Source organism: Arthrobacter sp. S39 (genome assembly GCF_004320525.1).
GTDB lineage: Bacteria > Actinomycetota > Actinomycetes > Actinomycetales > Micrococcaceae > Arthrobacter.
Genome location: NZ_SIHX01000001.1, coordinates 70,838 through 97,706, shown reverse-complemented (window position 1 = coordinate 97,706; position 26,869 = coordinate 70,838). Strand labels below are relative to the sequence as shown.

Sequence of the window (26,869 nt, the reverse complement as noted above, 5' to 3'; positions counted from 1 at the left end):
GCGTCCTAGGCGTTTGCCTTGATCGCGGCGGCCAGGACGTCCAGGCCGTCGTTCAGCAGCTCGTCGGTGATGACGAGCGGCGGGAGCAGGCGGATGACGTTGCCGTAGGTGCCGCAGGTGAGGATGATGACACCATCCTTGAGGCAGGCAGCGGCCACGGCCTTGGTCAGCTCCGGGTTGGGTTCCTTGGAGCCGGTCTGGACCAGTTCGATGGCCAGCATGGCGCCACGGCCGCGGATGTCGCCAATCACGGCGGATCCGGAAGCAGCCAGCTCGGCCTGGAGCTTCTGCAGGCGACCCGTGGCGAGCGCCTCAATGTGGCGGGCGCGCCCGGCGAGGTTGTATTCCTCCATGGACCCGATCGCAGCCAGCGCGGCAGCGCACGCAACCGGGTTGCCGCCGTAGGTGCCGCCGAGGCCGCCCGGGTGGACGGCGTCGAGCAGGTCCGCGCGGCCGGTGATCGCGGACAGCGGCATGCCGCCGGCGATTCCCTTGGCCATGGTCAGGATGTCCGGGACAACACCTTCGTGGTTCACGGCGAACCATTCGCCGGTGCGGCAGAAACCGGACTGGACCTCGTCGGCGATGAAGACGATGCCCTTTTCCTTGGCCCAGTCGGCGAGAGCCGGCAGGAAGCCTTCGGCGGGAACGATGAAGCCGCCCTCGCCCTGGATGGGTTCGATGATGATCGCGGCCACCTGGTCGCCGCCGATCTGCTTCTCAATCATGGTGATGGCGCGCTTGGCGGCCTCGGCACCGGTGATCGAGGGGTTCTCTTCGCGGTACGGGTAGCTCATGGGCATGCGGTAGACCTCGGGCGCGAACGGGCCGAAGTTGGTCTTGTACGGCATGGCCTTGGCGGTCAGCGCCATGGTCAGGTTGGTGCGGCCGTGGTAGGCGTGGTCAAAGGCGACGACGGCGTCCCGTCCGGTTGCGAGCCGGGCCACCTTGACGGCGTTCTCCACTGCCTCGGCACCGGAGTTGAACAGCACCGTGCGCTTTTCGTGGTCGCCCGGGGTCAGGCGGTTCAGCTGCTCGGCGAGGGCCACGTAGCTTTCGTACGGGGTGACCATAAAGCAGGTGTGGGTGAAGTGCTCAACGGCTTCCTTCACGGCACCGACGACGGCGGGATCGGACGCGCCGACGCTGGTCACCGCGATGCCCGAGCCGAGGTCGATGAAGGAGTTGCCGTCGACGTCGTGGATGATGCCGCCGTCGGCGTCCGCCACGTAGACGGGAACGCTCGAGGCGACGCCGGCGGCAACAACTGCCTTGCGGCGTTCGGTCAGGGCCACGGACTTGGGGCCCGGGAAGTCGGCCTGGACACGGCGCTTCTGCTCCAGGCGGAAGGTGAGTTCACTTGCGGTGGTGGTCATGGAGAAGCCTTTCTTGAAAGCTGGGGATGTTGGGGTCTCGACAAGCTCGACCACCGGGTAGTTATGCATCGAGGGCGGACATCACGTGCTTGATGCGCGTGTAGTCCTCGACGCCGTACATGGAGAGGTCCTTGCCGTAGCCGGACTGCTTGAAGCCGCCGTGGGGCATTTCGGCGGTGAGGAGGATGTGGGTGTTGATCCACACGGCGCCGAAGTCCAGGTCGCGGCTCAGTCGCATCGCCGTTCCGTGGTCGGACGTCCAGACACTGGAAGCCAGGGCGTACTCGACGTCGTTCGCCAGTTCCACTGCCTCTTCCTCGGTGCTGAACTTCTGCACCGTGATGACCGGGCCGAAGGTTTCCTTCTGCACGATGTCGTCCGTCTGCTTGGCGCCGGTGACGATGGTGGGTTCGAAGAAGAAGCCCTTGTCGCCTGCGCGGTGGCCACCGGTGACGATCTTGCAGTTCTCCGGGAGGTGCTCCACTACCGACGTCACGGCGTTGAAGTGGTTCACGTTGTTCAGCGGGCCGAAGTAGTTGTCCTCATCGTTCTGCGAGCCCGTGTGCAGGGTCCTGGTGTGCTCCACCATGGCCGCCACAACGTCGTCGTGGACCGAATCCTCAACCAGCACGCGGGTGATGGCGGTGCAGTCCTGGCCGGCGTTGAAGAAGGCGAACTCGGCGATGGCCGCGGCGCTCTTTTTGATGTCGGCGTCCTTGAACACGATGGCCGGGGCCTTGCCGCCGAGTTCCAGATGGGCGCGCTTGAGGCCCTTCGCAGCTCCGGACGCGACGGCGATGCCGGCCCGGACCGAGCCGGTGATGGAGACCAGGCCGGGGACCTTGTGCTCCACCATCATGGCGCCGGTTTCGCCTGTTCCGAGGACAACGTTCAGCACGCCGGCGGGCAGGATTTCGCCTGCCAGGCGGGCCAGTACCAGGGTGGATTCGGGGGTGGTGTCGGAGGGCTTGAGGACCACGGTGTTGCCGGCAGCGAGGGCGGGGCCGATCTTCCAAATGGCCATCAGGAAGGGGTAGTTCCAGGGTGCCACCTGGGCGACGACGCCGATGGGTTCGCGGCGTACGTAGGAGGTGTGGCCCTCGAAGTATTCTCCGGCGGACTTGCCTTCGAGGATGCGGGCGGCGCCGGCGAAGAATCGGAGCTGGTCGGCGCCGGCGGCAACTTCCTCGGAGGCAATCAGGCTGCGGACCTGGCCGGTGTTGCGGTGCTGGGCTTCGACGAGTTCGTCGCTGTTGGCCTCGACGGCGTCGGCGAGCTTGAGCAGCATCAGCTGGCGCTGGCCGGGGGTGACGTGCTTCCAGGTCTTGAACGCATCCTTGGCGGCGGTCATCGCCGCATCAACGTCGGCCTGGACGGAGATGGGTGACTGGGCCACGACTTCGCCGTTGGTGGGATTGACGATGTCCAGCAGGCCGGTGCCGGCGGGCGTGACGAACTCACCGTTGATGAAGTTCTGCAAGGTTTGAACCACGGTGTGCAACCTCTTTCATAGGGATCATCAGCTGCGAAGCGGATGGATGCGACTGCTTTGAGCCTATGCCAGCACCCCTAGCCAGGGAATAGCCACCTGCACACCCTTGACGAACATGTTTAGTGCGGTTGCCCAGCGCCCGGCTATCCTTTAAACCATGGCCATTTCCCTCGCTGCACTCCTTGGCGTGAGCTCCCTGAACCTGTCCAAGGCAGGCCTCGCCGAAACCACCTGGCACCAGGACATCAACTGGGTCGCCGTGACGGAACTCGAGGATCCGCAGCGGTTCATCAACGGCGGCGAACTGGTGCTCACCACCGGCCTGCGCCTGAAGTCCGCGCCGGAACAGCGCCGGTTTGTCCGCCAGGTCCAGCGCGCCGGTGCCGTGGGGATCGGCTTCGGCATCGGCCTCTCGCACGACGCCGTCCCGCCGGCCATGATCGCCGAGGCCAACCGCTGGGGCCTGCCCATGGTGGAAGTCCCGTACGAGACGCCGTTCATCGCCATAGGCAAGCTGGTGGCGGACGCCCAGTCCGCAGACCACTACTCCAAGCTGGAGCGGCTGATCGCCGGGCACCAGGTCCTGGCCCGGGCGCTCCTGACCGGCGGCGGCCTGGCGGAACTGCTGAAGCACCTGGGCAGCATGCTCCGGACCGACATCGCCCTCACCCAGTTCACGGCGCAGCTCTACAGCAGCAGCCAGGACCACCCCTCCGCGGACACCTGGGCCTCCTACCCGATCCCCACCGGCCGCCGCGATGCCTGCACCCTCTGGGTCCGCCAGCCGTTCGAGGATTCGGGCATCATCGGCTACGCCCAGAACCTGATCAGCGTGGAGCTGAACAACATGGTCAAGCAGCGCCAGGCCCAGCGCGCCCTCTGCGGCCAGGTGCTGGAGGACGTCATCCACGGTGCCCTCGAGACCAGCGAGGCCCAGCGCAGGCTCGCGGGCGTGGGGCTGAACAGCACCCGCAAGAACGTGGTGCTGCTGGCGGTGTCGGCCGCCCACCACAAGGCCCTGGTGAGCACCTCGGTGCCGCAGCCGCTGGAGAACGCGGTCGCCGCCGTCGTCGGGAAGGACCTGGTGGTGGTGATTAACGACGACGGCGGCGCGGCACCTGCGCTGGCCCGGAGACTCAGCGACCACCTGGCTGAGGCCGGCATCCATGCGACGATCGGCATCGGCGGCGCGTACACCAAGCCCAACGGCCTGCGCTGGAGCTACTTCGAGGCCCGCGATGCGGCCAGCCATGGCCTGCCGGTGAACGAACCGGAACGGCTGAGCCTGACCTCGCTGCTGCTGGCGAGCGAGGATGTCCCGCTGGCGGACATGGCCAACGAATCCCTCAATCCCCTGCGGACCTTCGATAACGCCCACGGAGCGGAACTGATGACCACCCTGGAAAGCTACCTGGGCAACAACGGTTCGGTGGCCGCCGTCGCCGAAGCCCTGACCCTGCACCGGAACACCGTGCGCTACCGCCTGGCGCAGATCACCGAGCTGACCGGCTACGACCCCTCGGTCACGGCAGACCGGGTGCAGCTGTGGCTGGCCCTTGCTGTCGCGAGGCTCGGCGGCCGGCAGGGCAGGTAGTCCCCGCTGTCAGCAACGCGGGGTCACTTAATGCCCAAAGAACGGGCCGCATTGGGCGTTAAGTGACCCCGCGTTGCAGTGGGTGGTGGGCGCCAAAGCCGGACACTCGAACCGGCCTGCCTAGAGCACCCCGGCTTTCAGGCGCTTCTTCGACTTCTTCCAGGCCTTCACGTACGCCGCCTCGGCTTCGGCCGCGAGCTGGACTTGCCGGGTCTGGAGCGTGATGTAGGCCGAGGCGACGGGTTCGGGCAGGCCCGGGATGGCGCCTAACTCAGCCAGCAGGTCCCGGGCGATGACACCGTCGTGGAAATCGCCCAGTGCCTGCTGCAGCCGGTGCGCGGCCTTCGCGACCTTCACCGCCCGCTTGCCGTGGACCGGCACCATCGACTCCGCCACGTGCCGCACCTTCTTGGCATCCTTGCGGACCTGGTGCAGGGCGGATTCGTGCGGAGCGCCCCGCCGCGCATTCTTCGCCGCCCGGTGCGAGAGGCGCAGCCGCTTGGCGGCCTTGCCCACCAGCTTGCCGGCCATCTTCCGGGCCGGAGCATCCGCCTCCGGCCTGGCGGGGGGCTGGTCGCGGAAGCGTTCGAGGTCGTCCAGCAGCCGGTAGTACCGTTCGGACAGCAGGGTGCCCTGGAGTTTCCGGTAGGCCGTGTCCAGGGTGTCCCCCAGGTCGTTCTCCAGCTGGGCCTTCACGGCCGTCGCGGCCGGGCCGGGCTCAAGTTCGTCGATATGGCCGCGGAGCCGGTCCAGCATGACTTCGGCGTCACGGGGTTCCCCGAGGATCTGGCCGAGCCATTTGAGTTCATCACACAGCCGCCGGACTGCCACTGCGCTGTAGAGCTGCCGGTAGGCCGAGAGCACCGAACGTGCCCGGCGCGTGGCTGAGCGCATCTCGTGGACGGCTTCGGGTTCTTCCAGGCGGACACCCGGATCGCGCGCCAGGATCTCCTGGATCTGCGCACCGAGGTAGGCCGTGACGACGGCGGTCGCAGGCGATTTCCTGCCGGCGGCTGCAGCGGCCGGGGCGGCCCGGTCGTGGGGACTCAGGTCCGGCCCGCCGGCGAGCGCCCGCGCCAGTTTCGAGGCATATTCGGCAGGGCTGGCTCCCGCGGCGGCGAGGGCGTTGTCCGCTGCTGGGAAGAGCTCGGGGCTGCCATGGACGAGCTCAAGTTCCCACTCGCGCCACCGCTGGGTCGTGCCGGAATCCCCCGCGGCGCCGAGCAGGTCCGCACTCACGCGGTCGTCCGCAAGGTCCGCCAGGTGCATGCCGTCTTCGGCATACAACGGGTAGGTGGTCCGCCTGGTCTCCAGCCTGACCACCGGCGCCACGTCATCGCCACGCAGGTAGGCGCGCAGGTGCGCCAGCAGCCTGTCAGGCACGACGTCGGCCTGGCCCAGTGGCTCGTGGAGCTCACGCCGCTGCTGGGGTGCTGAACCGGCGGCAGCGTCGGATGCGCCGGGCACGGCTTCCGCCGGGAGTTTCAGGTGCCACCCGGCGTCGGTATCGCCGGTCCGCCGGCGCAGGGTCATCCGCCGTGAGGCCAGGGTGTGCCTGTCGGTGTCGAAGTACACGGCATCCAGGGTTGCCGCCCGCGGCTCCCCCACCCGCGCCACTCCCGGCACGCCGGTCAGGGACGGCACCTCGGCCGCCTCGCCGACGTCGTACTTCTTTTCGATCTCGACTCCCTGGGTAACCACTGCGCGCCGTCCTTCCACATCACTTCACTGCGGCGCATCCGGACCATGCTGTCCGGACATGCCGTGGCCACGAGTCTATGGCCCCGACGTTAACGGCCGGGAGAGGTTGGCCACAAAACTCTAGACATCAAACGTCTAACGTCTAACCTTGTTAGATGACCACCGCCGCCTCAGCCCCCTCCGCACTGGACGCCCCACCCAAGCCGCGCACCGCCGTCGTGCTGGGTGTCATTGCCCTGGTGCTCATCGGCCTGAACCTCCGCGCCGGGATCACCGGGGCGTCGGCCTTGCTGCACGACCTCCAGGTGGTGCTCGGCTACGGGCCGCTGGTGGCGTCGATCATTCCGTCCATTCCCACCCTGTGTTTTGCGGTGGCGGGCGCAGGCACGTCCTGGCTGACTGGGCGGCTGGGCGTTGAGAAAGCCATCCTGCTGGCGCTGGCGATGCTGGCCGGCGGGCTGATGGTCCGCGGCATCCCGGCCACGGGCGCGCTGGTAGGCGGCACCGTGCTGGGGATGTCCGGACTGGCGGTCTGCAACGTGGCCATGCCGTCCTTCATCCGGGAACACTTCGCCCGTAAGACGTCGCTGATGACCGCGCTGTATACGGTGACCATGACCACCGGGGCCACCGTGACCGCCGTCGCCGTAGTCCCGCTGGCGCAGGCACTGGGATCCCCCTCGGCCGCCGTCGGGGCGATCGGCATCATGGCCGTGGCCGCGTTCCTGGGCTTCCTTCCCGTGGCGCTGCACGCCCACCGCAACAGCGTCCGCGCCACGGCCGGCCACATCTCGCCGTGGCCGCTGCTGCGCACCCGCAAGGGCCTGCTGCTGACCGCGATTTTCACCCTGCAGGCCCTTCTCGCCTATGCGCTGCTGAGCTGGTTCCCGTACATGCTGACCACCATGGGGCTCAGCGCGTCGGCGAGCGGCCTGATGTACGGGCTGATGCAGCTGGTGTCCGTGCCGGCCGGGATGGTGCTGATCGCCATCGGCTCCCGCCCGCGGATGCTCCGGCCGGCCTTCTACCTGGCCAGCGTCACCATGGCGGCGGGCGTGGCGCTGCTGTTGTTCCTGCCGGTGTCACTGGCGGTGGTCCCGGCGGTCCTGCTGGGCTTCGGTCTGGGCATTTTTCCGCTGGTGATGGTGATGATCAGCCGCAGCGGCGAGAGCACCGCGGAGACCACGGCCCTGTCCACCCTGGCCCAGTCCACCGGTTACCTGCTGGCCACGGCGGGCCCGTTCGGCACCGGGCTGCTGCACAGCGCCACCGGCGGCTGGACGTTGCCTCTCGCCATCCTGCTGGGCCTCGCCCTGGTCCAGATTGTTGTTGCGCACCTGATCAGCGGCCGCCCGGCAGTTAACGGCCGCCCGGCCGCGAAGAAGAAGTAGGCCACCATGACCCTGAGCACCTCGCACCGCCAGCCGCTGGCCGACGAAATCACCGCCAAGCTGCGCGCCATGATCCACTCGGGCGAGTGGCCGCTGCAGCAGCGGATTCCGTCCGAACCCGAGCTGATGGCCAAGCTCGGCGTCTCCCGCGGCACCCTCCGCGAGGCGGTCAAGGCCCTGGCCCACAGCGGCATGCTGGAAGTCCGGCGCGGGGACGGCACCTACGTCCGCGCCACCAGCGAGATGTCCGGCGCGGCGCGGCGCATGTACCAGGACCACACCGAGGAGCACATCCTGGAGGTCCGGGTGGGGTTGGACACCCAGGCAGCCCGCCTCGCCGCCCGGCATGCAACGGACGACGACGTCTCCGCCCTGCGTGCCCTGCTCGCCGAGCGCGATGCGGCCTGGCACGCCGCCGACTACGCGGCGTGGGCCCGCGCCGACTGGGGTTTCCATGAGCGCGTGGCCCAGGCATCCCGGAACCCGCTGCTGCACGAGCTGTACGTCAGCTTCGGCGACGTTTTCCATGACGACCTGCTGAAGCAGCACGTCCGCGCCGGCTTTGAGGGCCTCCCGCACGAAGGCCACGACACCCTCGTGGATGCCATCGAGGCGCGCGACGGCGACGCCGCCGTGGCCAGCGTCAACCGGAACCTGAACTCCTGCTCGGAGTGGCTGGGCGCGTAGCCCCGCATTGCAGGGTTTCGCCACACTCCAACCGGTCAGTAGGCTTACCATCTGACGTAGGTAGTAACGCCGCGGGCGCCGCCGGCACCCGGAGGTGCCCGCCGATGAAGGAGTACACATGGCGCGAGCAGCACGCCCGTCCGAGAACCGACGAAAGCCAGCCGCGGCACTGTGGGCTGACGGGCTGGGCAGGGTGGGCATCCGTTCCGCCCAGGTCCTGCTGATCCTGGCAGTGGCCGTCGCCTCCGTTTACGCGTTGATGCAGATCAAGCTGCTGGTCATTCCGGTACTGATCGCCCTCATCCTTGCGGCCGCCATCGGACCATTCGTGAACATGCTCCGCCGCCGAGGACTGCCCGGCGCCGCGGCCACGGGCATTGCCTTTGTGGCCCTCCTCATTTTGCTCGCCGGCGTCTCCACGGTGATCTACTTCTCCGTGCGGAGCCAGTGGGGCGATCTGGCGCAGCAGGCGTCGTCGGGCCTGGACGAACTGGAGCAGTTCCTGCGTAACGGCCCCGTGCCGATCGACCAGGAGCAGCTGGACCAGGCGCGTGAGGGGATCATTCAATTCGCTACGAGCAGCCAGGTCCGCTCAGGCGCCATCACCGGCCTGTCCGTGGTGACCGAGTTCATCACCGGGACCATCCTGATGGTGGTGATCCTGTTCTTCTTCCTCAAGGACGGCGCCAAGATCTGGAACTTCTTCCTGCGGCCGTTCACGGGTGAGCGCGAAGCGAAACTCCGCCGCGTGGGAAGCCGCACCTTGGAGGTGCTGGGCGGTTATGTCCGCGGCACCGCCATCGTGGCCCTGGTGGATGCAGTAGCAATCGGCGCGGCACTCCTCATCCTGCAGGTACCGCTGGCCTTCCCGCTGGCCATCATCGTTTTTATGACCGCCTTTATCCCGCTGGTGGGGGCAACGGTGGCGGGCATCCTCGCGGCACTGGTTGCCCTCGTCGCCAACGGCCCCGTGGTGGCGCTGATCGTCGTCGCCGTGGTGGTGGCCGTCAACCAACTGGAGGGCGACTTCCTGCAGCCTGTCGTCATGGGCAAGTCCCTCCAGCTCCACGCCCTGGTGATCCTGATGGCCTTGACCGCAGGCACCATCCTCGCGGGGATCGTGGGCGCCGTGCTGGCCGTCCCGCTGGCCGCCGTCGCCTGGGCGATCATCCAGGTGTGGACCGCGGAGGATCCGCACCTTGAGGACATGAACCCGGACCTCCCGCCGGCCAACACCCAGCCCGCCTGAGGGTCCCAGGGAGCGCCCGACGGCGGCCCGGCACCTGGGTGCCGGACCGCCGTCGTACTTCCACCAGCGCGAACGTACACTTGGGGCCCTTTGGCGAGGGCCTCAACTGTACGTTCGCGCCGTCTTTGTGGCTGGTCAGGAGCGGAGGCCGGCGAAGACGTTCTTGGGCCGCTGCATCTCGCCGTGCTTGGCGCCGAGGACGACTACCGCCGCCGCGAAGGCCGGAATGGCCCACTGCAGGATCTTGAGCTGCTGCTGCGCCGATTTCAGCTCGTCGGACGCCGCCGGCTGGGGCTCCGTCGCGCCGCGCGCACCCTGGTCGGCGAGCTTCTCCACCTTCTTGCCGAGGATGCCGGAGTACAGCGTCACTCCGGCACCCGCCAGTGTCACCGCCGTCTTGATCACAGTGTCCCTGGCCACGCCGTCCTGCGTTGCGATGCGCCCCTTGTTCTCCAATGCGATGGCGAGGTCAGCCACCAGGTGCGAGGCGAACGCCGCCGTCTGGACCGGCGCCCACTTCATCCAGCCGGCGCTGGAGAGCCGGGTGCGTTCCGCCGGATCCTTGGCCTGCGCGGCCGCCCCGTTCAGCCCGATCGCTCCCATCAGCGAACCGCCGAACCATGCCGCGGCGCTCAGGTCGTGAACGGACCGGGCAACAAGATTTCCTGCCATGATGTGGTTTCCTAACGTCGAACTGGTTCCGAAAATGCCGCTGGTGCGGTCTTCACTGGCCGTGATCCATCAATGTCATGGAGTAGCTATGGTAAGCACACTTACTAATGTTACGAAACCCCGACTTGAAGGACTCTTACGCGTAATATCGTCGCCATGGAAAACACTGGGACTTTGTTCGGCTGGGCATTCGGCGACCCCGCCCGTGAAGATGATGCCGCGTACATGGCAGGCCTTGAGAAGGAAGCGCTGGAGAACGCGACGGCGACAGCCAAGGCCAAGGGCGTGACGGTGGTCGCGGGCTCGGAAGTCTTCACCGCACTCAGTGCCAACGACAGCCTGGTGGAGCTCGATCACGCTCCGGGCAAGCTGGTGGTCCGCTGCACGGTGCACGTGGAAGGCCCCGGGGCCGCGAAGCTGCACGCCGAGGGGCCCATGAACGGATAGCTCTCATGGCCGATGGGGAATCCGGCCTCAGCGAGGCGGCGGATGCAGTCGAGGAGGCGTCGGACACCAAGGCGCTGGATGTGGTGGCGCGCTCCGGATTCGCCGTGATGGCCCTGCTCCACATCATCGTCGGTGCGATTTCCGTCGCCTTGGCCTTCGGCCAGCCGGGGCAGGCCGAACCCACCGGCGCCATCGAGCAGCTGGCCGCGAACCCGTGGGGACCCGCCGTGCTGTGGGCCTGCGTGGTTGCCTGCACCGGGCTTGCGTTGTGGCAGCTGAGTGAAGCGACGCTCCGGGCACGGCGCCTTCCCGCCGGGAAGCGGCTCGGGAAACTCATCTCGTCGGGATGCCTGGCCGTGGCCTACGGCAGCGTCGGGCTCAGCTTCGCCGGGTTCGCCGTGGGCATGCGCGGGGACTCGGGCGACACCACCCGGGACTTCAGCACCGCGCTCCTGAACGCACCGTTTGGCCTGCCCGTGCTGGTGGCGGTGGGCCTGACCATCATGGGCGTTGGCGTCTATTTTGTGGTGAAGGGGCTGCGGCGCGGCTTCAAGGAGGAGCTGTTCCGGTTCGACGGCAGCCGGCGCGGCAAACTCATCGATGCCCTGGGCGTCACCGGGCACGTGGCCAAGGGAATCGCGCTGAACCTGGCGGGACTGCTCTTCGTCATCGCCGCCGGGAAGCAGAGTCCGGAGGAATCCACTGGACTGGACGGCAGCCTCAAGGCGCTCCGCGACCACCCGTTCGGCCCGTACCTGCTGGTCGCGATCGGGGCGGGCTTCATCTGCTACGGCATGTTTGCGCTGGTCCGGGCGCGGTTTGGCCGGATGTAGCCCTGGAACAGCAACGCGGGGTCACTTCCCGCCCAATAAACCCCGTTTATCGGGCGGGAAGTGACCCCGCGTTGCGTGTCTTGGTCCGGACTTAGACGTTGGCGGCTACGCCATCGCGGGAGATGGCAACCATGTCCTCGCGCGGCACCACCTTGATGCGCTCACGCTTGACCTCCACGCCGTGTGATCCGCCGGCCTCGGTGGCGGCTGCGCCGAGGGCGAGTTCGTATGCGTCCAGGGCAAGCCAACCTTCCCAGCTGGTGAACTTCACGCCGCGGGCGTCCAGGAGTTCGACGACGGCGTCCGCCTCGGGAACGGCGGCAACCGGCAGGTTTTCGCGGTCTTCGAGCAGGTACGTGACGGTCTCCAGGGCGTCGCCCTTGGTGTGGCCGATGAGGCCGACCGGTCCGCGCTTGATCCAGCCTGTGGCGTAGATGCCCGGCACGTGGGTGCCGGCGGCATCCAGGACGCGTCCGCCGTCGTTCGGGACAACGCCCTTCTTGTGGTCGAACTCGATCTCCGGCAGGGCCGAGCCGAAGTAGCCGATGGCGCGGTACACGGCCTGGACCGGGTAGTCCACGAACTCGCCGGTGCCGCGGGCGTTGCCCGTGCCGTCCAGCTCGGTGCGCTCGAACTTCATGCCGGCAACCTTGCCGGGGGTTTCGGCGTCGTCGAAGATTTCCACCGGGCTGTGCAGGAAGTGCAGGTGCAGGCGGCGGGAAGCCGTGAGCTCGGAAAGGTCCTCGGGCTGCTCGGCGATCCAGTTGGTGAGCGTGCCCACCATGGTCTTGACCTGGTTGTTGCTCTGGATCAGGCGGTCCGATTCCTCGTCGAACTCGAAGTCCTCGGCGTAGAGGATGATGTCCACGTCCTTGGAGTGGGACAGTTCGCGGAGCTCCAGCGGGGTGAACTTGACCTGGGCGGGGCCGCGGCGGCCGAAGACGTGGACGTCTGTGACGGGCGAGTCCTTCAGGCCGGCGTAGACGTTGTCCGGGATTTCGGAGACCAGCAGGTCATCGGCGTGCTTGGACAGGACGCGGGCCACGTCCAGTGCCACGTTGCCGTTGCCGATCACGGCGATTTCCTTGGCGTCCAGCGGCCATTCGCGCGAAACGTCCGGGTGGCCGTCGTACCAGGAGACGAAGTCCGCGCCGCCGTAGGAGCCGTCCAGCTCAATGCCCGGGATGTTCAGGTCCGCGTCCTTGATGGCGCCGGTGGCGAAGATGACGGCGTCATAGTGGGTGCGGAGGTCCTCGATGGAGAGGTCCGTGCCATAGTCCACGTTGCCGAAGAAGCGGATGTCTCCGCGGTCCAGGACCTTGTGCAGGGCGTTGACGATGCCCTTGATGCGCGGGTGGTCCGGGGCGACGCCATAGCGGATCAGGCCGTAGGGTGCCGGGTAGCGGTCAAAGAGGTCGATGCTCACGGTCAGCTCGCCGCTCTTGACGGCTTCGCTCTTAGTGAGGATGTCCGCGGCGTAGACGCCGGCCGGGCCGGAGCCCACAACGGCAACGCGCAGCGGACGCTCGGCAGATCCTACGGTGGTGCTGGTTGACACGGCTGTGTTCCTTTTCTTCTGCATCGGTTGCTCCGTAATGGCCCTTTTGAGGCCTCATAAGGGCGGTTGCGGAGCAATCGATGGGTTTCAGGGGGTTAGAACTCGGGTGGTACGGGGCTTGTTCGGGCTGGTGGTGCTGTAGTCGGCGGTCTTGAAGTGCGACGGCGCGAAGGGGCTCACGCGCACCACGTCACCGATCACAATCACGGCGGGATTTGCGACGCCGGCGGCGTCCGCCTGGTCGGCGATGGAACCGAGCGTGCCGATGGTCACGCGCTGATTCGGCAGATAGCCGTTCTCAACGATGCCAACTGGAGTGTCCAGAGGCAAACCGGCCTGGTGGAGGGCGGCGGCGGAATCGCGGAGCGCGGCGACGCCCATCAGCAGGACGACGGTGTGGTCTGCGCGGGCCGGGACCTCGGAAAGTTCCTCATGCCCGGTGACCACGCTGAAGCCCTTGGCCAGGCCGCGGTGTGTCACGGGAATGCCGGCGGCGGCGGGAACGGAGATCGCGGACGTGACGCCGGAGACCACTTCCACCTCGACGCCGTGCTGCCGGCAGTACTCGGCTTCCTCGCCGCCGCGGCCCAGGACGTACGGGTCGCCGCCTTTGAGTCGGACCACACGGTGCCCGGCGAGGGCTTCTTCGACGAGGATGCGGTTGATCTCGGCCTGCGGCACGGGATGGTGGCCGGGGGTCTTGCCCACCTCGATGACGCGGACGTCGGGGGCAAGTTCGTTGAGCAGTTCGCGCGGGCCAAGGCGGTCAGCCACCACGACGTCGGCCTGGCCGAGGAGCCTGCGTCCGCGGACGGTGATGAGGCCGGTATCGCCGGGTCCGCCGCCCACGAGGGCCACGGAGCCGGCAGATGCACGACGGCGGCGCAGCGGGAGGTCGCCCGTTTCCAGTGCGGTGGCGACGGCGTCGCGCAGGGCCATGGCGCGGCGCGGGTCTCCCCCGGCGTTCACGGCGATCTGCACGTCGTCCACCACGGCGACGGCGGGAGTCCACGCGGCGGAGGCTTCGTGGTCGGAGGCGTTGACGCACCAGATGCGCTGCGCCTCGGCGTCGGCCGCAACCTGGGTGTCCACGGCGGGATCGCCGGTGGCGGTCTGGACGAACCAGACGCCGTCGACGTCGGTGCCGACGTAGGTGCGCGGCTCCCAGGTGAGGAGGCCGGCGTCGGCCAGTTCCTGGAGCGCGGCGGAGGCAACGGGAGCCACGACGGTGACCCGGGCACCGGCGTCGAGCAGCCCCTTGGCGCGGCGGGCAGCCACGGGGCCGCCGCCCACCACCAGCACGGGGCGGCCGAGCAGCCGCAGTGCTGTGGGGTAAATATCCTGAATTGCCATGGATCAACGGTAGGGCCGCGTCACATTCACCAACAACGGCAGTGGAAACACCAGTTCACGTAAGGTAACGCTGCGTCACATACGGCCGGGCCGCCGTCGTGGGGCAGATTGGCGACGATGAGGGCCGGCGGGGGCTCAATTGGCGGCGTGTCCGTGTCGAAGTGCCCCACGACGGCGGCTGCGGGGTTAGTGCGCGGCACCCGGCAGCCCGCGCGAGAGGGCCTGGTTGAGCAGGGCGGCCGCCGTCCACCGCTGGGAGGCGACGGCGTCGTCCCGGCTCAGGCCGCCGACATCCGTGAGCCAGACCAGGGACTCAATGCCGGTGGCACTGCGGATCGCCAGGACCAGCCGGTGAATATCCTTCTCCGCCATCGTTTCCTGGAGCGGGGAGAGAGCCTCAGTGATCCAGGCGATCGCCCGGCCCTGCCGCAGGGGCAGGCCTTTTTGCTGCTCAGTGGTCTGTTCGAGGGACAGCCTCAGCATGGTCCGCTGCTGCGCTTCCGTTTCGAGGATCATCCGGGTGAACTCAACCACGACGGCGTCCAGGCGCCCGGCGACGTCGGCCGGCGGATTTTCCGGGAGCATCGTCGTCCGGGCAGTTTCCGGATGGGCGGCAGCCAGCAGCTCACGCTGCCCCGGGAAGTACCGGTAGGCCGTGCTGCGGGCGACGCCGGCGACGAGCGCGGCCTCGTCCACCGTGGGCGTGGCGCCATCAGCAACAAGCTGGCGCGCCGCTGCGACCAGGGCATCAAGGGTGCGGCGTTTCTGGCCCGTGCGGCCGACGTCTGCGTAGGGTCTTGACATGCACTTCATGGTACTCCAGTCTTGTTATGGGACATGAGTCCCATAAGCCCATCAGCGTCGAGGCGGCCACCATGGAGACAAAGAATTCAGCATCCGCAATTGTCCGGCAGCCCGGCGAAGGGGCCAGGCGCTGGTTCTTCGGCGGAGGCGTGCAGACCTGGAAGGCCACGGAGGAGGACACCGCCGGGGCGTTCCTCCTGTTCGAAGACGAGATGGAAATCAACAAGGTCACTCCCCTGCACACCCACCCGGACTCCGACGAGACGATGTACATCCTCTCCGGCGAGATCCTGATGAACATGGACGGCACCGAGCACCGGGTCGCCGCCGGCGGGGTGACCATCGCCCCGAGAGGCGTCCCGCACGCGTTCAAGGTCACGCAGGAGGGCACCCGCGTCCTGTGCCTGCACACCCCCGGCGGTGCCCAGGCGTTCTACTTCGGCGCCAGTGAACCGCTCGCGGCCGGTGAGGCTTCAGGTCTCGTTGACTTCGGCCGCATCCGCGAATCCGGCCGGCTCAATGGCGGCATCGAGCTCCTGGGTCCGCCGCCGTTCCCGGAAGGCTAGGCGTTCTTCAGCCGCAGGTAGTGGTCCCGGTCCGGCTTGTCCAGGTGCTCGATCGCGTAGCGCAACGCCGTCCGCGGCATCGAGGCCGCGTGCGCGTCCAGGAATTCCAGGAGGCGGGGCCGGTCGCTGCGGCCGGCGTCGCGGAGCCAGCCGCCGGTGGCCTTGTGGATCAGGTCCTCCGTCTCGTCGAGGAGCAGCTCGGCGATGGCGAACGTGTCTTTTACGTCGCCGGTCCGAAGGAACCAGGACGTGGCGACGATGGCCGTCCGCCGCTCCCACAGGTTTGCTGAGCGGGCCATTGTGTACAGGACCTCGCGGGGCTTGTCGACGAGCCACCCGCCCACAACGCGTCCGGCCCCCAGGTCCACGAGGTCCCAGTTGTTGATCCGGTCGTGGCGGCGCAGGTAGAGCCCGTACAGATCCCTGCGGAGGTCATCGCTGGCCTTTTTGCCGGCGGCCTGGAGGGCCATGATTTTGACTGCCCCGGCCCGCGCCTCGTGGATGTCCACGTCCAGGAGGGCCTCGATCTGCGGCAGCTCCATGGCCACGAATTCCTTGCCGAGATCGAAGACCTGCCCCATCCGAACGCCCAGGAAGAAGTCGCCTTCGGCGTAGTCTCCCGGACCCGTCTTGAAGTAGCGCTGGTACTTCCGCTGTTCGTCGTCGGACTGCAATTCCTGCAGCCGGGCCAAGAACGCGGCGGCGGTGGGATGCGCTGGAGATCCGGGGGCCATGGCGCCAGTCTGCCAGACGCGATGCCACGCCGTCGTGGGGCACATTGGCCGGGATTTAGGGGCAGATCATCTTTGGCAACGGCGTGTCCGTGTCAATGTGCCCCAGTTCGGGGCGGGTCGCGCCAACAAAGTCGCCAACAAACAGCAGAGCCCGACGGCGGGACTCACCGTCGGGCTCTGCTGTGACGTTTGGGTCGGGCCGGGTTAGCGGGTGCTTCCGGACAGGAGGCCGCGGCTGCGGAGCAGGCGCTTCTCGATCGGCGCGAAGACCAGCAGCTCGATCAGGATGCCGACTCCGAGGATCAGCAGGATGGCCGCCATCACCACGGTCATGTCGGACAGGACGCGGCCCTGGTCCAGCAGCGAGCCGAGGCCGAAGCCGATGGTGCCGCCCACGGCGATGATTTCCGCCGCCATGAGGGAGCGCCACGAGAACGCCCAGCCCTGCTTCAGGCCGCCCAGGTAGCCGGGAAGGGCCGCGGGAAGGATGATCTGGACGGCCATCTGGAAGCGGTTCGCGCCCAGGACGGTACCCACCCGGCGGTACTGCGGCGGGATCTGGTCCACGCCGGAGATGAGGCCGTTGATGATGGACGGTATGGCGCCCATAAACACCACAAAGTAGACGGTGGCGTCGGTGAGGCCGAACCAGATAATCGCAGCCGGAACCCAGGCCACGGAAGGCAGCACTTGCAGGCCGGAAATCAGCGGCCCGAAGGCACGGCGCAGCGGAGCCACCTGGGCCAGCAGCAGCCCCACGGGGGTGGCAATGGCGACGCTGATCAGGAACCCGACCAGCCCGCGCTGCAGCGAAGTCCACACTGCTTCCTGGAGCTTGCCCTCGCCCCACAGGACTCCGACCTGGCCCAGCACGTCGAGCGGGCCGGGCACCAGGTCGCGGCGTTTCACGCCAAGGGAGACGTAGAACTGCCAGATCAGGACCAGGACCACCAGGGCTGCAATCGGCAGCAGGATGCGGCTCCAGTCGATGCGGGCCTTGCGGACGGCGTCGGACTGCAGGGAGTCGAGGCCGGCTTCCAGCTGGCGAAGGTCCTCGTGCCCGGTGGAGGTCCGGGTCAGCGCGGCGTGGACGGACGGAGCGCCCGATGCCGCCCTGGGAGTGGCATCGGGCCTGTCGAAGCCGGCCGCTTCGTCCGCAGGACGAAAGCGGTCCGGCGAAGGGGCGGGGGCGGCATCGGGCGCGGAGGCGGCGACGGGTGTGGGGTTATTTGGCATGGCGGCGAATCTCCTCCCGGAGCCGGGCGGTGATGACCCCGGTCAGCTGTCCGGCCAGGCCGGCGTCGGTTCGGTGTTCCTCGGTGACGGCCCACTCTTCGACCACACGGCCCGGGCGGGACGACAGCAGCAGCACGCGCTGGCCCAGCCGTACGGCCTCGCGGACGTTGTGGGTGACAAAAACGATGGTCCGCCCGGTCTCTTTCCAGATGCGTTCCAGCTCATCATGCAGGAGGTCCCGGGTGATGGCGTCCAGGGCCGCGAACGGCTCGTCCATCAGCAGCAGCTGCCGGTCCTGGGCGAGGGAACGCGCCAGTGAAACACGCTGGCGCATGCCGCCGGAGAGCTCGTGCGGGCGCTTGTCCCCGGCTCCGCCCAGGTGCACCAGCTCCAGCAGCTCGTTGGCCTTGGCGCGGCGCTCGGCCTTGCCCACGCCGCGCAGCTGCAGCGCCAGTTCGATGTTCTCCCGCGCTGTGAGCCAGGGGAACAGGGCGGCGTCCTGGAACATAAACGCGGCGCCGTCGCTGGGCACTTCCAGGGCGCCCGACGTCGGGGCCTCCAGTCCCGCCATGATGTTCAGCAGGGTGGATTTGCCGCAGCCGGAGGCACCGAGGAGGGCGACGAACTCGCCCGACGCGATGGTGGCGTTGACGTCGTCCAGCACCGGGGCGCCGTCGCCGAAGCGCTTGCCCAGGTTTTCCAGTACGACTGGCATGGTCCCGTCCTTACGTTGGTAGTGCGGTTGCTGGGTGGTGCGGTTGCTGGGTGATGCAGTGCTTGGTGGTCAGTCCTGGCCGAGGTTGGCCGCGGAGATGGACTTTCCGGTGACTTCGTTCAGGGCCCGGAGGTCGAACAGGCCGTTGATGTCGGCCTGTTTGGTGGTGCCGGCCTCCACCCCGTCCTTGAGCAGCTTGGGATAGGTCCCGGCAAGCGGGTCCACGGTGAAAATGATGTTCTTCAGTGACCGGTCGATGACGTCCGCCGGGAGGGCTGCGCCGGCGGATTCCTGCAGCGCGGCGTTGATGACGGCCGCTTTTTCCGCGGAGGGGGTGTCATTGAGCCAGGCCACGGACTTGGCGTGGCCGCGGAGGAGGGCCTTGACCGTGTCCGGGTGCTCCGCGGCGAAGGTCTTGTTGACGATCAGGATGGTGGTGGGGAATTCCCCCGGCTTGCCGGACGCTGAACCGTCCCACAGGTCCTTTTCGTCCACCAGGACCTTGGCTCCGGCCTGGAGCACCAAACGCGAGGCCCACGGCTCCGGCAACCACGCGCCGTCGAGCTTTCCGTCCTGGAAGAGCTTCAGCGTCTGGGCGTTGTCCGTGGGGTTGATGGCGACGTCGCCGCTGCCGTCCACGTTGGTGTCGTAGCCCTGCGAGCCCAGCCAGGCGCGCAGCGCGACGTCCTGGGTGCCGCCGAGCTGGGGCGTGGCGAGTGTCTTGCCCTTGAGGTCCGCGGCGGAATTGATGTCCGGCCGGACCACCAGCTGGGCACCGCCGGCGGCAGCGCCTGCGATGACGCTCACCGATTCCCCGCCGCTCTTGACGAAGGAGTTAATGGCCGGGTTGGGGCCGATGTAGGCGGCGTCGATGGCGCCCGCGTTGAGGGCCTCGATGGCGGCCGGCCCGGCGTTAAACGTTGCGGTGCTGAGCTTGGTGCTGCCCAGTTCCTTGGCGAGGAAGCCCTGGTTGATGCCCACCAGGGCTGCTGCGTGGGTGATGTTGCCGAAGTAGCCAAGCTTCAGTTCTTCAGCGGGGGTGGGCGACGGCGTGGCGGCCTGGGCCTCAGTGTTACGCGAAACGCTGGACGCCACCACGGCGCCAACGGCGATCAGCAGGACCAGCCCGATGGCCAGCGCAGCCTCAATGGCACGCTTGTGCTTGGGCACCGCGCTTTCACCGGCCACGATCCGGGTCATCCCGGGCTTGGAACTAGTCATTGTTTCACCATAGGGAGTGCCGATTACCCGTTCAATGAAGCAGAAACGCTGGGTCACGCGGGTTCATCTAGCGTCACATTCGGTGGCGGGGAGACGCGGTTCGCGGAGTTCAGTTGCCCTTGACGTTGACCAGCTGCCGCAGCTTGTGCCGCACCTTCACGAGGTCCGCTGCGTCCCTCATCACGACGTCGATGGGCTTGTAGGCCGCTGGAATCTCGTCGATGAATGCCTCGGATGGGCGGAACTCGATGCCGTGCATGGCTTCCTTCAGTTCCGCCAGCGAGAATGTCTTCCGGGCGGCGGTCCGGGAGTACTCGCGGCCGGCCCCGTGCGGGGAGGAGTTCAGCGAGGAGGGGTTGCCCAGGCCTTCCACCACGTACGACGCCGTCCCCATGGACCCCGGAATAAGTCCCGGATCGCCGGGCTCGGCTCTGATCGCTCCCTTGCGCGAGACCCACACGGATTTGCCGTAGTGCGTCTCCAGCCGGGTGAAGTTGTGGTGGCAGTTGATCCGCTCGCGTTCCGTGACGTGGCCGCCCACCCAGTGGCCGAACTGCGTGATCACCCGGTCCATCATTTCCTCGCGGTTCAGGAGGGCGAAGTGCTGGGCCCAGCGGAGCTCCGCGATGTACCGGGTGAACTCGGGGGTGCCTTCGTCGAGGTAGGCGAGGTCGGGGTCCGGCAGTTTGGTCCCCCGCTTTCGGGTCACCTGCTGGGCGACGCCGATATGATGCTGTGCGATCTTGTTCCCCACGCCGCGGGAGCCTGAGTGAAGGAAGAGCCAGACGGCGTCGGTTTCGTCGGCGGAGACTTCGATGAAGTGGTTGCCCGATCCCAGGGAGCCCAGCTGCAGGTCCCACTTTTCGACGTACTGGGCGGGGTTGAAGCCGGCCTTGGCCGCCAGCCTTTTGAGCTCGGCGATCCGCGGCTCGGCGGTGGCCTGGACTGTTCTGTTGTTGTGGCCTGCGGAGAGCGGGATGGCGCGTTCGATGGCCTCGCGCAGCCGTTTGCGGTCCCTGGGCAGGTCCTTCACCGAGTACTGGGTCCGGACGGCGATCATGCCGCAGCCGATGTCCACGCCGACGGCGGCCGGAATGATCGCGTGCAGGGTGGGGATCACCGAGCCCACGGTGGCGCCCTTGCCCAAGTGCGCGTCCGGCATCAGGGCGAGGTGCGGGTAGATGAACGGCAGGGTGGAGGTGGCCAGCGCCTGGTCAAGGGTCTTGGCGTCCAGGATCGAGGCCCAGCTGATGAGCTTGCTGTTGATGGTCTCCACGCGTGTCGCCTCCTTGTTGAAGGATACGAAAACAACAAAACCGCGGCCTGTTCGCAAAACCGGCCCGTGAAGGCCAGGATCTGCGAACATGCCGCGGTTCCGAGGTGGATATCAGATCGAGTAGCGCTCGTCCTCGTGGTCGCCCGGGTGGTCCTTGACCAGGCCAGCGGCCAGCGTGTTGCCGTCCAGCGGGTCGATCACCAGGAACGCGCCGGTGCGGCGGTGGTGCAGGTAGTTCTCCAGCGGCAGCGGCGCGGCGAGCCGAAGCTGCGCGTGGCCGATGTCGTTCAGTTCCAGGCTTGACGCAGCTTCGAGCTTGAAGGAGGCCAGGTCCAGCTTGCCGCTGACGTTGCGGACCAGCGCCTGGACGGTGCGTGTGCCGTGCTTGACCAGCACCTTGGCACCTTCCCGCAAAGGCTTGGGCGAGAGCCAGCACAGGGCTGCGTACAGGTCGGCGGAGGACTCGCGGACGGTCCCGGCGGCGGCGATGGTGTCACCGCCGGCGACGTCGAATTCCTCAGCGAGGCGGATGGCCACGGACTGCGGCGCGAACGCCTCCTCCAGGGACTCACCGGCGAAGTCGATGCCGGTGACCGTGGTGGTGCGGGGGCCCTGGCCGGGCGTCAGGACGGAAACCTTGTCCCCCACCTTCACGGAACCCTCGGTGATCTGGCCGGCATACGCGCGGTAGTCGCGGTAGGCCTCCACGTCCAGGCCGGCGGCCACGGCGTCGGGAGCCAGCGCACCCTGCGGCCGGATGACCAGCTGCACGGGGAAGCGGAAGCTCTCCAGCTGGGTGTCGATCTCGTCGGCGGCCGGCAGGGTCTCGAGGACCTCCAGCAGGGCCGGGCCGTCGTACCAGGGGGTGCGCTCGGACCGGTCCACCACGTTGTCGCCGTCGAGGGCGGACACCGGGATCACCAGCAGGTCGTCGATGTGGTCAGCGGTCCCCAGCGCAGCCGCGCCGATGCCCAGTTCGCGGGCCACCTGCTGCACGTCGGCCTGGATCTCACGGAACACGGACTCGCTGAAGTCCACCAGGTCGATCTTGTTCACGGCCACAATCACGTGCGCCACCCGCAGCAGCTGCAGCACGGACAGGTGCCGGCGGGTCTGCTCCAGGACACCCTTGCGGGCGTCAATGAGTACGACGACGGCATCCGCAGTGGACGCGCCGGTCACCGTGTTCTTGGTGTACTGCACGTGCCCGGGGCAGTCGGCGAGGATGAAGCTGCGCTGGTCCGTGGCGAAGTAACGGTAGGCCACGTCGATGGTAATGCCCTGCTCGCGCTCGGCGCGCAGGCCATCGGTCAGGAGGGCGAGGTCGATCGCCTGGGTGCCGGTGGCACCCGCGCCGCCGAACCCGCGGTCCGCAGAGGTGCGGGCAACGGCGTCGAGCTGGTCAGCGAGGATCGCCTTCGAGTCGTGCAGGAGGCGGCCCACCAAAGTGGACTTCCCGTCGTCGACCGATCCTGCAGTGGCGAAGCGGAACAGGGTGGTGGGCAGGGCTGCCTCGGTGATTGAGCTTGTCGAAATCAGGGTTTCGACAGGCTCAACCACCGGCGTATTAAAAGTGCTCATTTAGAAGTACCCATCCTTCTTGCGGTCTTCCATGGCTGCCTCGGAGATGCGGTCATCTGCACGGGTGGCGCCACGTTCGGTGATGGTGGAGGCGGCAACTTCGATCACAACGTCGCTCACGGTGGCTGCGGCCGATTCAACGGCACCGGTGCAGGACATGTCGCCCACGGTGCGGTAGCGGACCGTCTTGGTGATGACTTCCTCGTGCGGCAGCGGCTGGGAAACCTCGCCCACCGCACGCCACATGCCGTCGCGGGCAAACACTTCGCGGTCGTGGGCGTAGTACAGGCCCGGCAGCTCGATGTTCTCGCGTTCGATGTAGCGCCAGATGTCCAGCTCGGTCCAGTTGCTGATGGGGAACGCACGGACGTGCTGGCCCACGGTGTGGCGGCCGTTGTAGAGGTTCCACAGCTCAGGGCGCTGGTTGCGCGGGTCCCACTGGCCGAATTCGTCGCGGAGGCTCAGGATGCGCTCCTTGGCGCGGGCCTTGTCCTCGTCGCGGCGGCCGCCGCCGAACACGGCGTCGAACTTGTTCTTCTGGATGGCGTCCAGCAGCGGGACGGTCTGCAGCGGGTTGCGGGTGCCGTCGGCACGCTCGGCCAGCTCGCCGCGGTCGATGAACTCCTGGACGGAGCCGACGACGAGCTTCAAGCCCAGGCGCTCGACGGTGCGGTCGCGGAAGTCGATGACCTCGGGGAAGTTGTGGCCGGTGTCCACGTGCAGCACGGGGAACGGGACCTTGCCCGGCCAGAACGCCTTGGTGGCCAGGTGCAGCATCACCACGGAGTCCTTGCCGCCGGAGAACAGCAGCGCGGGCTTCTCGAACTCGGCCACGACTTCGCGGATGATGTGGATCGCTTCGGACTCGAGGGCGTCCAGGCTGGAGAGGCGCGTGGATATCTCGACAGGCTCGATCACCGGCTCGGTGGTTGAGCCTGTCGAAACCAGGGTGTCGTTAAGGGTGCTCATACGTGTAGTCCGCATTCTGTCTTGTCGGTCCCTGCCCAGCGGCCGGCGCGGGGGTCGTCGCCCGGCGCCACCTTCCGGGTGCAGGGCTGGCAGCCAATGGAGGGGTAACCCTGGGAAAGCAGCGGGTTGACCGGCAGGAGGTTGTCATCGGAGTACTGGACCAGCTGGTCGAACGTCCACGCGGCCACCGGGTTGACCTTGACCAGGCCGTTAACGTGGTCCCAGGTCACCAGCGGAGTGTTGGTGCGGGTGGGGGCCTCGTCGCGGCGGACACCCGTGAACCAGAGTTCGTAGCCGGCCAAGGTGCGGCGCAGCGGGGCCACCTTGCGGAGGGCGCAGCACTGGGCGGCGTCGCGGGCAAAGAGGTCCTTGCCCAGGAGCCGGTCCTGCTGCTCGACGGTGTTCTCCGGCAACACGTCAACGACGTTGACACGCAGGTTCGCGGCCACCTCGTCACGCGTGGCGTAGGTTTCCGGGAAGTGGTAGCCGGTCTCCAGGAACAGGACGTCAACGCCGGGCATCTGGTCCGCGACCAGGGCCGGCAGGACGGCGTCGGCCATGGAGCAGGCGACCGCCACTGCGGAGAGGTCGAAGTTGCGTTCCACCCAGGCGATCACGTCGCGGGCGGGTGCGTCCCAGCCGAGCTCGGCGGCGCCGGACTCGGCGATGGCCTTGAGCTCGTCGTGGGTGCGGAGGGTGGGCTTGGTTTCGACGGGCTCAACCACCGGATCGGTGTTGCTCACTGGAGTGCCTCCTCATCTGCTGCGTGGGCCCATTCGGCGAAGGTTTGGCCTTCGGCGCGCTGGGCGACGAACGTGCGGACGACGCGTTCGACGTAATCCGGCAGGTCCTCAACGTAGACCTTGAGGCCGCGGACGGTGCGTCCCAGGCCGGCCTCCTCGCGGTCGGTCGAAGCCAGCCCGCCGCCGAGGTGGACCTGGAAACCCGGGGTCGGGTCGCCGTCGGGCGTGGGAAGCATCATGCCCTTGAGGCCGATGTCCGCGGTCTGGATGCGGGCGCAGGAGTTGGGGCAGCCGTTGATGTGCAGGGACAGCGCGTGCGGCAGTTCGCCGGACGCCATGAGGTCAGCCAGGCGGCGTTCCAGCTCGGCGACGGCGGTGGCGGCGGTGACCTTCGTTTCCACGATGGCCAGCTTGCAGTATTCGATGCCGGTGCAGGCAATGGTGCCGCGGCGGAACACGGACGGGCGGGCGGACAGGCCCAGGGCGTCGAGCTCGGCGACCAGCGGCTCCACGTGGTCCTTGGCAACGTCCAGCACTACGAGCTTCTGGTGCGGGGTGGTGCGCAGGCGGTACGAGCCGCGGGCCTCAAGGGTGTCCGCGAGCTTCACCAGCTGACCGCCGGACAGGCGGCCGGCCAGCGGGGTGGCGCCGATGAAGAACTTGCCGTCCTTCTGCTCGTGCACGCCGATGTGGTCGCCCGGTGAGGTCGGTTTGGGGGCGGCGGGACCGTCGGCCAGCTTGTAGCCCAGGTATTCGTCCTCAAGGATCTGGCGGAACTTCTCCGGACCCCAGTCAGCCATCAGGAACTTCAGGCGGGCCTTGGTGCGCATGCGGCGGTAACCGTAGTCGCGGAAGATGCTGGTGACGCCGAGCCATACTTCGGCGGCTTCCTCGGGCCTCACAAAGGCACCGAGGCGCTTGCCGAGCATCGGGTTGGTGGACAGTGCGCCGCCGGCCCAGAGGTCGTAGCCGATACCGAGTTCGGGGTGCTTCACACCCACCAGGGCGAAGTCGTTGATCTCGTGGACCACGTCCTGGCTGGGGTGGCCCGTGATGGCGGTCTTGTACTTGCGCGGCAGGTTGGACAGCAGCGGGTTGCCGATGAACCGCTCCCCCAGCTCCGCAATCAGCGGGGTGGGGTCGATGATCTCGTCCTTGGCGATGCCGGCCACCGGGGAGCCGAGGATGACGCGGGGCACGTCGCCGCAGGCTTCGGTGGTGGACAGGCCAACACCTTCCAGGCGGGTCCAGATCTCGGGGATGTCCTCCACGCGGATCCAGTGCAGCTGGATGTTCTGGCGGTCGGTGAGGTCGGCGGAATCCCGGGCGAAGTCCACGGAGATCTGGCCGATGACGCGCAGCTGCTCGGTGGTGAGCGCGCCGCCGTCGATCCTGACCCGGAGCATGAAGTACTTGTCTTCGAGCTCGTGCGGCTCGAGCGTCGCGGTCTTGCCGCCGTCGATCCCGGGCTTGCGCTGGGTGTACAGGCCCCACCAGCGGAAGCGGCCGTGCAGGTCCTGGCCGGGGATGGAATCGAAGCCCTCTTTGGAGTAGATCGACTCGATACGCTCGCGCACGTTAAGGCCGTCGTCTTCCTGTTTCCAGGTTTCGTTGGCGTTCAGCGGGGTTTTTCCGTCCACTTTCCACTGGCCGTGCGGCTTGGCAGCGGGGCGGGTGGAGGTGCGTGCGGGGCGCTTGGGGGCAGCGGGGTCCGCAGACGCTCCGGCTAGAGCTGTATCAGTCATGCATCGACTGTAGGTCCCACCCGAATAGCGTCACAAAGGGTCGGGAAACGCTAAGTCACCTAGGGAAACATTTCGTCATGAACCGCCGAGGGGCCTTGAACATGCCCCCAGGCTGTGCATCCTCGGAGGCCTCCGGGGATGGCTCCTACGGCTCGACGGCGGCAGCCTCTGCGGCAGCCTTTGCGGTGACGACGACGGCGTCGTACCGGTCCAGCGCGATCTCTGCCATGAGCCGCGAAGGCAGCAGCGGTTCCGTCACGATGTCGGCTTCGGCTTTGGCCAGCTGGTCGTGGAAAAAGCCGTGCGCCAAGAGGTACGAGGCAATAATGACTCTGCTTTGCCCCTCCCCACCCGGATATTCGGCACGCAGGGAGGCAACGGCGTCGGGCACTGACGGCTTAGCGGCCGCACCGTAGGCGGGCACGATCCTGTTGCCCCGCAGCTCCCTGAGGTGCGCGGCGAGTTCTTCGACGCTGACGGAGGCTTTGGGATTGGTGGATCCCGCGGCCGCCAGCACCACGGCATCATGCTCGGTGGCGCCGGCCTCGCGCAGCCGCTGGTCGAGGATCTCCGCCAGCCTGGCGTCCGGGCCGAGGGGTTCCGACGCGCTGCTGCCATCACGGCCACGCGCCGCCTTGGCAATGTCCACCTTGGTGTGGAAGCCGACACTGAGCAGCAGCGGCACAATCACCGCCGGCTCGCCCTCCGGCAGCCCTGCCATGACGTCAACGAGGTCCGGGTCCTGGACATCCACGTACGCCTCCCGCACATCCAGGCCGGGGCGCAGCGCGGCGATGTCGGCACGGAGGCCATTGACCTCGGAAGCACCCAGCGGGCTGGACGTTCCGTGGGCGCAGGCGATCATGATGGGGCTGTTCATACCCGCTAGCGTAACGTTGGAGCCGCTCTGTCCGCCCTCTTGAAAT

The 26,869-nt window shown here is 67.7% G+C and carries 24 protein-coding genes; 7 read left to right on the top strand and 17 right to left on the bottom strand.

The window, feature by feature from the left end; all coding sequences use genetic code 11:
* Positions 1–5 precede the first annotated feature (5 nt).
* Together gabT and EYS21_RS00455 are read right to left on the bottom strand one after the other, a co-directional pair.
* Positions 6–1,376 (bottom strand): 4-aminobutyrate--2-oxoglutarate transaminase, encoded by a 1,371-nt coding sequence (gene gabT, locus EYS21_RS00460; protein WP_131131198.1) that lies wholly within the window; start codon positions 1,374–1,376, stop codon positions 6–8.
* 61 nt (positions 1,377–1,437) lie between these two features.
* Entirely contained in the window at positions 1,438–2,868 is a 1,431-nt protein-coding gene (locus EYS21_RS00455) for a gamma-aminobutyraldehyde dehydrogenase (RefSeq protein WP_131131197.1), read from the bottom strand.
* A 157-nt stretch (positions 2,869–3,025) separates the two neighbouring features.
* On the opposite strand from EYS21_RS00455, the gene EYS21_RS00450 reads away from it, so the two are divergent.
* Positions 3,026–4,462, top strand: a complete 1,437-nt coding sequence (locus EYS21_RS00450) for a PucR family transcriptional regulator (RefSeq protein WP_131131196.1) — start codon at positions 3,026–3,028, stop codon at positions 4,460–4,462.
* A gap of 120 nt (positions 4,463–4,582) precedes the next feature.
* Here the strand turns inward: EYS21_RS00450 and EYS21_RS00445 are convergent, their stop codons facing one another.
* Positions 4,583–6,163: a CYTH and CHAD domain-containing protein gene (locus EYS21_RS00445; protein ID WP_131131195.1), complete on the bottom strand. Its 1,581-nt coding sequence runs from the start codon at positions 6,161–6,163 to the stop codon at positions 4,583–4,585.
* Positions 6,164–6,318: 155 nt separating this feature from the next.
* Here EYS21_RS00445 and EYS21_RS00440 point away from each other — a divergent pair, with 155 nt between their 5' ends.
* The 3 genes from EYS21_RS00440 (at position 6,319) to EYS21_RS00430 (ending at position 9,490) form a co-directional block, all read left to right on the top strand.
* The gene (locus EYS21_RS00440; RefSeq protein WP_131131194.1) at positions 6,319–7,554 is read left to right on the top strand and encodes an MFS transporter; all 1,236 of its coding nucleotides are present in this window, start codon (positions 6,319–6,321) and stop codon (positions 7,552–7,554) included.
* 6 nt (positions 7,555–7,560) lie between these two features.
* Entirely contained in the window at positions 7,561–8,241 is a 681-nt protein-coding gene (locus EYS21_RS00435) for a FadR/GntR family transcriptional regulator (protein WP_131131193.1), read from the top strand.
* Positions 8,242–8,359: 118 nt separating this feature from the next.
* Positions 8,360–9,490 (top strand): AI-2E family transporter, encoded by a 1,131-nt coding sequence (locus EYS21_RS00430; protein ID WP_131131192.1) that lies wholly within the window; start codon positions 8,360–8,362, stop codon positions 9,488–9,490.
* Positions 9,491–9,625: 135 nt separating this feature from the next.
* Here EYS21_RS00430 and EYS21_RS00425 read toward each other — a convergent pair whose 3' ends face one another.
* Positions 9,626–10,162, bottom strand: coding sequence for a hypothetical protein (locus EYS21_RS00425; protein WP_131131191.1), 537 nt, complete (start codon positions 10,160–10,162; stop codon positions 9,626–9,628).
* Positions 10,163–10,318: 156 nt separating this feature from the next.
* Between EYS21_RS00425 and EYS21_RS00420 the strand changes: the two genes are divergently transcribed.
* Positions 10,319–10,609 (top strand): hypothetical protein, encoded by a 291-nt coding sequence (locus EYS21_RS00420; protein WP_131131190.1) that lies wholly within the window; start codon positions 10,319–10,321, stop codon positions 10,607–10,609.
* Positions 10,610–10,614: 5 nt separating this feature from the next.
* Positions 10,615–11,442, top strand: coding sequence for a DUF1206 domain-containing protein (locus EYS21_RS00415; protein WP_131131189.1), 828 nt, complete (start codon positions 10,615–10,617; stop codon positions 11,440–11,442).
* A 91-nt stretch (positions 11,443–11,533) separates the two neighbouring features.
* Here EYS21_RS00415 and EYS21_RS00410 read toward each other — a convergent pair whose 3' ends face one another.
* The 3 genes from EYS21_RS00410 to EYS21_RS00400 all read right to left on the bottom strand — a co-directional run bounded on the left by EYS21_RS00410 (position 11,534) and on the right by EYS21_RS00400 (position 15,157).
* Entirely contained in the window at positions 11,534–13,000 is a 1,467-nt protein-coding gene (locus tag EYS21_RS00410) for an FAD-dependent oxidoreductase (RefSeq protein ID WP_131131188.1), read from the bottom strand.
* A gap of 87 nt (positions 13,001–13,087) precedes the next feature.
* Complete coding sequence (gene cobA / locus EYS21_RS00405; RefSeq protein ID WP_131131187.1) at positions 13,088–14,353, bottom strand: uroporphyrinogen-III C-methyltransferase; 1,266 nt, start codon at positions 14,351–14,353, stop codon at positions 13,088–13,090.
* A gap of 186 nt (positions 14,354–14,539) precedes the next feature.
* Positions 14,540–15,157 (bottom strand): TetR family transcriptional regulator, encoded by a 618-nt coding sequence (locus tag EYS21_RS00400; protein ID WP_242633221.1) that lies wholly within the window; start codon positions 15,155–15,157, stop codon positions 14,540–14,542.
* 71 nt (positions 15,158–15,228) lie between these two features.
* On the opposite strand from EYS21_RS00400, the gene EYS21_RS00395 reads away from it, so the two are divergent.
* Complete coding sequence (locus EYS21_RS00395) at positions 15,229–15,723, top strand: cupin domain-containing protein (protein ID WP_131131185.1); 495 nt, start codon at positions 15,229–15,231, stop codon at positions 15,721–15,723.
* Here EYS21_RS00395 and EYS21_RS00390 read toward each other — a convergent pair.
* The 10 genes from EYS21_RS00390 to EYS21_RS00345 all read right to left on the bottom strand — a co-directional run bounded on the left by EYS21_RS00390 (position 15,720) and on the right by EYS21_RS00345 (position 26,823).
* A complete protein-coding gene (locus EYS21_RS00390) occupies positions 15,720–16,457 on the bottom strand; it encodes a DNA alkylation repair protein (protein ID WP_131131184.1) in 738 nt (245 codons plus the stop codon). The two genes, EYS21_RS00395 and EYS21_RS00390, sit on opposite strands and share 4 nt — an antisense overlap.
* A gap of 204 nt (positions 16,458–16,661) precedes the next feature.
* Complete coding sequence (locus EYS21_RS00385; protein WP_242633220.1) at positions 16,662–17,693, bottom strand: ABC transporter permease; 1,032 nt, start codon at positions 17,691–17,693, stop codon at positions 16,662–16,664.
* Positions 17,683–18,408: an ABC transporter ATP-binding protein gene (locus tag EYS21_RS00380; protein ID WP_131131183.1), complete on the bottom strand. Its 726-nt coding sequence runs from the start codon at positions 18,406–18,408 to the stop codon at positions 17,683–17,685. The genes EYS21_RS00385 and EYS21_RS00380 overlap by 11 nt, the downstream gene beginning before the upstream one ends.
* A 69-nt stretch (positions 18,409–18,477) precedes the next feature.
* A complete protein-coding gene (locus EYS21_RS00375) occupies positions 18,478–19,608 on the bottom strand; it encodes an ABC transporter substrate-binding protein (RefSeq protein ID WP_131131858.1) in 1,131 nt (376 codons plus the stop codon).
* A 130-nt stretch (positions 19,609–19,738) separates the two neighbouring features.
* Positions 19,739–20,905 (bottom strand): RtcB family protein, encoded by a 1,167-nt coding sequence (locus tag EYS21_RS00370; protein WP_131131182.1) that lies wholly within the window; start codon positions 20,903–20,905, stop codon positions 19,739–19,741.
* A 111-nt stretch (positions 20,906–21,016) separates the two neighbouring features.
* Positions 21,017–22,441 carry a GTP-binding protein gene (locus EYS21_RS00365; RefSeq protein ID WP_131131857.1) on the bottom strand — a complete coding sequence of 475 codons (1,425 nt, stop codon included), beginning with the start codon at positions 22,439–22,441 and terminating at the stop codon, positions 21,017–21,019.
* 45 nt (positions 22,442–22,486) lie between these two features.
* Positions 22,487–23,455 (bottom strand): sulfate adenylyltransferase subunit CysD, encoded by a 969-nt coding sequence (cysD, locus tag EYS21_RS00360; RefSeq protein WP_242633219.1) that lies wholly within the window; start codon positions 23,453–23,455, stop codon positions 22,487–22,489.
* Positions 23,452–24,198 carry a phosphoadenylyl-sulfate reductase gene (locus EYS21_RS00355; protein WP_242633218.1) on the bottom strand — a complete coding sequence of 249 codons (747 nt, stop codon included), beginning with the start codon at positions 24,196–24,198 and terminating at the stop codon, positions 23,452–23,454. The genes cysD and EYS21_RS00355 overlap by 4 nt, the downstream gene beginning before the upstream one ends.
* Complete coding sequence (locus EYS21_RS00350; protein ID WP_131131181.1) at positions 24,195–25,943, bottom strand: nitrite/sulfite reductase; 1,749 nt, start codon at positions 25,941–25,943, stop codon at positions 24,195–24,197. Before EYS21_RS00350 ends, EYS21_RS00355 begins: the two co-directional genes overlap by 4 nt.
* Before the next feature lie 145 nt (positions 25,944–26,088).
* Complete coding sequence (locus EYS21_RS00345) at positions 26,089–26,823, bottom strand: CbiX/SirB N-terminal domain-containing protein (protein ID WP_165478236.1); 735 nt, start codon at positions 26,821–26,823, stop codon at positions 26,089–26,091.
* Between the last annotated feature and the right edge of the window lie 46 nt (positions 26,824–26,869).

Bases quoted from the DNA above. Each gene is read 5' to 3' on its own strand.
- gabT (WP_131131198.1), bottom strand. From the start codon at position 1,376: ATGACCACCACCGCAAGTGAACTCACCTTCCGCCTGGAGCAGAAGCGC.
- EYS21_RS00450 (WP_131131196.1), top strand. From the start codon at position 3,026: ATGGCCATTTCCCTCGCTGCACTCCTTGGCGTGAGCTCCCTGAACCTG.
- EYS21_RS00440 (WP_131131194.1), top strand. From the start codon at position 6,319: ATGACCACCGCCGCCTCAGCCCCCTCCGCACTGGACGCCCCACCCAAG.
- EYS21_RS00435 (WP_131131193.1), top strand. From the start codon at position 7,561: ATGACCCTGAGCACCTCGCACCGCCAGCCGCTGGCCGACGAAATCACC.
- EYS21_RS00430 (WP_131131192.1), top strand. From the start codon at position 8,360: ATGGCGCGAGCAGCACGCCCGTCCGAGAACCGACGAAAGCCAGCCGCG.
- EYS21_RS00425 (WP_131131191.1), bottom strand. From the start codon at position 10,162: ATGGCAGGAAATCTTGTTGCCCGGTCCGTTCACGACCTGAGCGCCGCG.
- EYS21_RS00420 (WP_131131190.1), top strand. From the start codon at position 10,319: ATGGAAAACACTGGGACTTTGTTCGGCTGGGCATTCGGCGACCCCGCC.
- EYS21_RS00415 (WP_131131189.1), top strand. From the start codon at position 10,615: ATGGCCGATGGGGAATCCGGCCTCAGCGAGGCGGCGGATGCAGTCGAG.
- cobA (WP_131131187.1), bottom strand. From the start codon at position 14,353: ATGGCAATTCAGGATATTTACCCCACAGCACTGCGGCTGCTCGGCCGC.
- EYS21_RS00400 (WP_242633221.1), bottom strand. From the start codon at position 15,157: ATGTCAAGACCCTACGCAGACGTCGGCCGCACGGGCCAGAAACGCCGC.
- EYS21_RS00395 (WP_131131185.1), top strand. From the start codon at position 15,229: ATGGAGACAAAGAATTCAGCATCCGCAATTGTCCGGCAGCCCGGCGAA.
- EYS21_RS00390 (WP_131131184.1), bottom strand. From the start codon at position 16,457: ATGGCCCCCGGATCTCCAGCGCATCCCACCGCCGCCGCGTTCTTGGCC.
- EYS21_RS00385 (WP_242633220.1), bottom strand. From the start codon at position 17,693: ATGCCAAATAACCCCACACCCGTCGCCGCCTCCGCGCCCGATGCCGCC.
- EYS21_RS00380 (WP_131131183.1), bottom strand. From the start codon at position 18,408: ATGCCAGTCGTACTGGAAAACCTGGGCAAGCGCTTCGGCGACGGCGCC.
- EYS21_RS00375 (WP_131131858.1), bottom strand. From the start codon at position 19,608: ATGACCCGGATCGTGGCCGGTGAAAGCGCGGTGCCCAAGCACAAGCGT.
- cysD (WP_242633219.1), bottom strand. From the start codon at position 23,455: ATGAGCACCCTTAACGACACCCTGGTTTCGACAGGCTCAACCACCGAG.
- EYS21_RS00350 (WP_131131181.1), bottom strand. From the start codon at position 25,943: ATGACTGATACAGCTCTAGCCGGAGCGTCTGCGGACCCCGCTGCCCCC.
- EYS21_RS00345 (WP_165478236.1), bottom strand. From the start codon at position 26,823: ATGAACAGCCCCATCATGATCGCCTGCGCCCACGGAACGTCCAGCCCG.